Origin of the sequence: Mycobacterium sp. (assembly GCF_032162605.1) — a bacterium.
Taxonomy (GTDB): domain Bacteria; phylum Actinomycetota; class Actinomycetes; order Mycobacteriales; family Mycobacteriaceae; genus Mycobacterium.
This window is the reverse complement of sequence record NZ_JAVROT010000168.1, coordinates 1-5,227: the sequence shown is the minus strand read 5'-3', so window position 1 is coordinate 5,227 and position 5,227 is coordinate 1. Positions and strand designations below refer to the sequence as shown.

Below are 5,227 nucleotides of genomic sequence, written 5' to 3'. Positions count from 1 at the left end.
CTCATCGTGCGCTCCTTCATGACCCCCTCGATCGCCGCCGCACTCGGACGCTGGTTCTGGTGGCCACTGAACACCTTCAAGATCGTGAAGAGAGACGGTCCTGAGCCCGCATCCGACGCGAGCACCGCGCCGATTTCAACATCGCCGACGGTGTGACTTGGTTGCGCGGATCTGCGAAGCTAAAACCAAGTCGTCATCGCCAGATCGGGACACATGACAGACAGCGAATCGAAACTGCGCCAGCGCACTGACGGACGTCTGGACCGGTCACGCGATCCCGCCATCCTCAACGCCGCCGTGGCCGCCCTCACCGAACACGGCTACGACGCCACCAACATGAACGACATCGCCGCACGCGCCGGCGTCGGCAAAGCCGCGATCTACCGCCGGTGGTCCTCGAAGGCAGCGTTGATCACCGACGCACTCGTTTACTGGCGACCCGACCTGATGAGCGACGAAGCCCCCGATACCGGCAGTCTCACAGGCGATTTCGATCTCCTCGTCGAACGCACAGCCCGAAACGACGACGACTTGGTCTCCAACGACCTGGTGCTACGGGTCGCGGTGGAGGCCGCGCACGACCCCGAACTCGCCTCGGCCCTCGACGACCTGATGCTGCACAAGGGTCGACGGGTGGTAACGGCGATACTCGAGCAGGCCGCCGTCCGCGGCGAAGTGTCCAGTGATCGCGACTGGTCGCTCATCGCCGATGCGCTCACCGCCATGGCCCTGATGCGGGTCATCGGCGGACAGACCGTCGACGCCAAGTTCATGCGACAGGTCATCGACACGTTGGTGTTGCCCGCGGTCCACGCGGGGCACTGAACCAGCTCAATTCCCAGACGGACGACTAGCTCCTATCGAGATCGCGAAACGCCAGCGCGTCGACCATTCGGGTGAGCTGGTCGACGAGCTGACCCTGGTCCATTCGGATGTCACTGGACACCCATGCGCTGATCGTCTGGCCCACTCCGCCGACCACGAAGTGCGCGACGGCCTTGACCCATTCGTGCTGCGGCAATTGGTACGCGCTCGTCACGTGCTGGCCTGACAGCAGGGCGAACACACCGCCGAGCTCGGCCCGCTTGCGGGCGAGCGCCGGGTTGGAGAGTTGCGCGTTGAACAACAGGCGGCCGATCCTCGCGTCACCCGCAATCGTGCGGACGAGGTTCGCGATGCCCGCCCGGTTCTGCTCCTCGCGGGGCGCGGCCACGACGGCGGCCTGCGTGGTCGCGGCGATGTCGGCGATAACCCAGTCGAATACCGCGGCCGCCAACGCGTCCTTGTCGGGGAAGCTCTCGTAGAAGTACCTCGCCGACGTTCTGGCCTGCCCGCAGATGGCGCGCACGGTGAGTTCGGCAGGGTTGTCCGCCCCGCCCAACAGCTGCAGGCCCGCGTCGAGCAGTCGGCGCCTGCGCTCCGCGATCCGATCGCGCGCCTCGACGCCGCCGTAGGGCCGGACCATGGACATGCCCACGATCTTGACACCCGTCTGGCATCCGGGGCAATATCAGGAAACACGCGTTCTCACATTTGGATGGGGGTTGACCGTGACGGTCGGTGACAGTCACGTCGAGCGTGCGGTGAGCGCACCAGCCATCTCGGCCGGGCGCCGCGGTCCGCTGAAGCGCCGGAGCGCTCCCACCCTCGACGAGGGGCTGCTCGGCGTGGGCCTGCTCCTTGGCCCGGCGAACGTCATCATGCAACTGGCCAGGCCGGGGGTCGGCTACGGCGTGCTGGAGAGCCGCGTCGAAAGTGGTCGCGTCGACCGTCATCCGATCAAGCGGGCGCGTACCACGTTCACGTACCTGGCCGTGGCGGGCCGCGGCAGCGACGAGCAGAAGGCCGCCTTCCGCCGTGCGGTCAACGGGGCGCACGCCCAGGTGTACTCGACCGACGAGAGCCCGGTGAAGTACAACGCCTTCGACAAGGATCTTCAGCTGTGGGTCGCCGCCTGCCTGTACAAGGGCGCCGTCGACTCCTACCGCACGTTCGTGGGTGAGATGGACGCCGAGACCGCCGACCGGCACTACGCCGACGGCATCTCGCTGGGCACCACGCTGCAGGTACCGCCGGAGATGTGGCCTCCGGATCGGGCGGCCTTCGATGCGTACTGGCAGCAGTCACTTGCGAAGGTCTACATCGACGACACCGTGCGCGATTACCTCTACCCGATCGCTGTGAGCCGGGTGCGCGGGGTGAAGCTGCCAGGGCCGCTACGACGATGGTCCGAGGGCTTTGCCCTCCTCATCACGACCGGCTTCCTGCCGCAACGCTTTCGCGACGAGATGCGGCTGCCGTGGGATGCTCGTCGTCAGCGTCGCTTCGACTGGCTGATGCGCGTGTTGCGGACCGGCACCCGGCTGTCGCCCCGCTTCGTCAGGCAGTTCCCGTTCAACGTGCTCCTCAAGGACCTCGACTGGCGGATCAGGACCGGACGTCCGCTGGTGTAGGGCTGTCAGCATCCCGGCGTACGGTCGCCGGCGTGCGAAGCGATGACGACACCTGGGACATCACGACGAGCGTCGGGTCGACGGCCCTGTTCGTCGCCGCCGCAAGGGCATTGGAGGCGCAGAAGGCCGAACCGCTGGTCCTCGACCCCTTTGCCGAGGTCTTCTGCCTGGCGGCGGGCGGCGAATGGGCCGACGTGCTCGACGGTGGCGAGGGCGATGGGGCCGGTCGGCTCCGCTCCGACTTCGGCGGGCACTTCGTATCGTTCCAAGCTGCCCGCACCAAGTACTTCGAGAGGCTGTTCATGCCGAACAGGCGCACCGACAGCCCCGTCACCCACAGTGACCCTGGGGGCTTGTCGACGGTGATGAAGTCGCGCGCGTCCAGTGATCCGAAGAACCACGCCGACCAGCTAAGCCGGTGACACTGCAAGCGGGCTGTGAACGAGGCCGAAGGCGCAGATCGACGAGCTGGCGGCTATCTAGAGCGCGAGCCCGAAGAGGCTGGCGGCGTTGTCGTGGAAGACGCCGCGCAGCCAGTCGTCATCGATGCCCTCCAGCCTGGTCAGCACCTGCATGGCCTCGAGGTAGCTGTAGGGGATGTTCGGGAAGTCGCTGCCGAATAGAATGCGGTCGCCCAGCTCTGCGAGCCGGTGCCGCTCGGACTTCGGGAACGGCATCGTCTCCTCGATGAACGGCGTGAACGCCATCGTGGTGTCCAGCCGCACGCCGTCGAACCGGTCGCACAGGTCCAAGAAGTCGCGGTACTCCGGCATGCCCATGTGGGCGATGACGAGGCGCAATCGGGGATGTCGCGCCAACACCGCCTCGATCGGCTCTGGCCCGGTGTGCCGTCCCGGTTGGGGGCCAGATCCGCAGTGGATCACGACGGGAACCCGCGCCTCCTCGATCATCCCCCACACCCCGTCGAGCAGAGGATCGGAGGGGTCGTAACCGCCGACCTGGACATGGGCCTTGAACACCCGGGCGCCGCCGTCGATGGCCGCCCTGACGTACGCGTCGGCCCCCGACTCCGGATAGAACGTGGCAGTGGACAGGCAGTCGGGCGTGGTCGAGGCGAACTGCGCGGCCCACTGATTCAGCCAGGCCGCCATCTGCGGTTTGTGTGGATAGACCAGCGAGGTGAAGGCGCGCACGCCGAAGCCGCGCAGCGTCTCGAGACGGTTGGCCTCGTCGGAGCGGTAGGCGATCGGCCAGACGCGCCCGACCAGCGCTCCGGCCTCGTCGAAGTACTTCCACACCTTGTCCAGCACGGGCTTGGGCATGAAGTGGGTGTGCACGTCCACGATGCCTGGCAGCCCCAGCGCCTCCCAGGTCGCACGCACCTTCGTTGATTCATTCATCATCAGAGAGGATGGCAGCATGTGGAATCCCGACGTGTACCTGGCCTTCGCCGACCACCGTGGACGACCGTTCTACGAACTCCTGATGCGGGTGGGCGCCGAGTCGCCCCGTCGCGTGGTCGACCTCGGCTGCGGACCCGGAAACCTGACGGTCACCCTCTCCGAGCGATGGCCGGAAGCGGTCATCGAGGCCGTTGACAGCTCGCAGGAGATGGTCGACGCGGCGCGCGCGCGTGGCCTCGACGCGAGCCTCGGGGAACTGGCGGTGTGGACGCCGAGGCCGGACACCGACGTCGTGCTGAGCAACGCGGCGTTGCAGTGGGTGCCACGACATCGGGAGCTGTTGGTCCGCTGGGCTGATCAGCTGCCCACCGGTGCGTGGATCGCCGTGCAGGTGCCCGGCAACTTCGACGCGCCGTCGCATGCCGCGGTGCGCGAGCTGGCAAGCAGTCCGAAGTGGATTGATGCCTTGAGCGACATCCCCTTCCGGGTGGGCAAGGTGGTCGACTCGGCGGCGGAGTACGCCGGGATGCTCAGCGACGCGGGCTGCGCCGTCGACACCTGGGAGACGACCTACGTCCACGAGCTCACGGGCGAACATCCGGTACTGGACTGGATCACCGGCACCGCCTTGACGCCCGTGAAAGACGCACTCCGTGAAGAGGATTGGCAACGGTTCCGCGCCGAGCTCATCCCCATGCTGGACGCCAAGTACCCGGCGCGACCCGACGGTCGCACGTTCTTCCCGTTCCGCCGGATCTTCGTGGTCGCCCAGGTCGGTTGCTCGCCGCGTTGATCAGGCCCCGTCGCGCTTGGACCTGAGTACCTCGAGGACCTTGGCCACCAGGTCGTCGATGTCGGCGCCGGTGGTATCGAGCACCAGGTCCGGGTTCTCGGGCGCCTCGTACGGAGCGTCGACGCCGGTCAGTCCCTTGAGTTCGCCCGCCCGGGCGCGTGCGTAGAGGCCCTTGGGGTCCCGCTTCTCGCACTCCTGCACCGACGTGGCGATGTAGACCTCGATGAAGGGCAGCTTGGCCGCGTCGTTGAGGGCCCTGGCGATCTCGCGGTCGGACTTCAGCGGCGACACCAGGGAGGCGAGCGCGACCACCCCGGCATCGGCGAACAGCCGGGTGAGATGTCCGACCCGCCTGATGTTCTCGGCCCGGTCACCGGCCGAGAACCCGAGGTCGTCGGACAGGCCGTGGCGGATGTTGTCACCGTCGAGCAGATAGGCGACGTCGCCGGACTCGACGAGCGCGCGCTCGACGGCGACGGCCACCGTCGACTTGCCCGACGCGGGGAGGCCGGTGAACCAGATGGTGGCGCCCCGCTGACTGGTGGCCTTCCAGCGGTGGTCACGATCCAGTGCCGAAGGATGCCAACGGATGTCGTTGCGGGTCTGCGCACCCGGCC

At 67.3% G+C, this 5,227-nt stretch carries 6 protein-coding genes and 2 pseudogenes; 5 read left to right on the top strand and 3 right to left on the bottom strand.

From position 1 onward, the window contains the following. Together QOI01_RS10220 and QOI01_RS10215 are read left to right on the top strand one after the other, a co-directional pair. Positions 1-156: pseudogene (locus tag QOI01_RS10220) on the top strand (MMPL family transporter); the annotation flags it as partial. 57 nt (positions 157-213) lie between these two features. Next, on the top strand, positions 214-825 hold the full coding sequence (locus QOI01_RS10215) for a TetR/AcrR family transcriptional regulator (RefSeq protein WP_526380480.1): 612 nt from the start codon (positions 214-216) through the stop codon (positions 823-825). Positions 826-850: 25 nt separating this feature from the next. Here QOI01_RS10215 and QOI01_RS10210 read toward each other — a convergent pair whose 3' ends face one another. Next, the gene (locus QOI01_RS10210; RefSeq protein ID WP_526380478.1) at positions 851-1,471 is read right to left on the bottom strand and encodes a TetR/AcrR family transcriptional regulator; all 621 of its coding nucleotides are present in this window, start codon (positions 1,469-1,471) and stop codon (positions 851-853) included. Between the two features lie 73 nt (positions 1,472-1,544). Here QOI01_RS10210 and QOI01_RS10205 point away from each other — a divergent pair, with 73 nt between their 5' ends. Both QOI01_RS10205 and QOI01_RS10200 read left to right on the top strand, forming a co-directional pair. After that, positions 1,545-2,453, top strand: coding sequence for an oxygenase MpaB family protein (locus tag QOI01_RS10205; RefSeq protein ID WP_526380476.1), 909 nt, complete (start codon positions 1,545-1,547; stop codon positions 2,451-2,453). A 32-nt stretch (positions 2,454-2,485) separates the two neighbouring features. Then, positions 2,486-2,755: pseudogene (locus QOI01_RS10200) on the top strand (class I SAM-dependent methyltransferase); the annotation flags it as partial. 177 nt (positions 2,756-2,932) lie between these two features. Here the strand turns inward: QOI01_RS10200 and QOI01_RS10195 are convergent. After that, positions 2,933-3,817 carry an amidohydrolase family protein gene (locus QOI01_RS10195; protein WP_526380482.1) on the bottom strand — a complete coding sequence of 295 codons (885 nt, stop codon included), beginning with the start codon at positions 3,815-3,817 and terminating at the stop codon, positions 2,933-2,935. Between the two features lie 16 nt (positions 3,818-3,833). On the opposite strand from QOI01_RS10195, the gene QOI01_RS10190 reads away from it, so the two are divergent. After that, the gene (locus tag QOI01_RS10190) at positions 3,834-4,610 is read left to right on the top strand and encodes a trans-aconitate 2-methyltransferase (RefSeq protein ID WP_526380474.1); all 777 of its coding nucleotides are present in this window, start codon (positions 3,834-3,836) and stop codon (positions 4,608-4,610) included. Here the strand turns inward: QOI01_RS10190 and cysC are convergent. Further along, a partial coding sequence (cysC, locus tag QOI01_RS10185; protein ID WP_526380472.1) for an adenylyl-sulfate kinase occupies positions 4,611-5,227 on the bottom strand: 617 nt, incomplete at its 5' end.

Coding starts and splice junctions, on each gene's coding strand:
- QOI01_RS10210 (WP_526380478.1), bottom strand. CDS start 1,471: ATGTCCATGGTCCGGCCCTACGGCGGCGTCGAGGCGCGCGATCGGATC.
- QOI01_RS10190 (WP_526380474.1), top strand. CDS start 3,834: ATGTGGAATCCCGACGTGTACCTGGCCTTCGCCGACCACCGTGGACGA.
- QOI01_RS10195 (WP_526380482.1), bottom strand. CDS start 3,817: ATGATGAATGAATCAACGAAGGTGCGTGCGACCTGGGAGGCGCTGGGG.
- QOI01_RS10215 (WP_526380480.1), top strand. CDS start 214: ATGACAGACAGCGAATCGAAACTGCGCCAGCGCACTGACGGACGTCTG.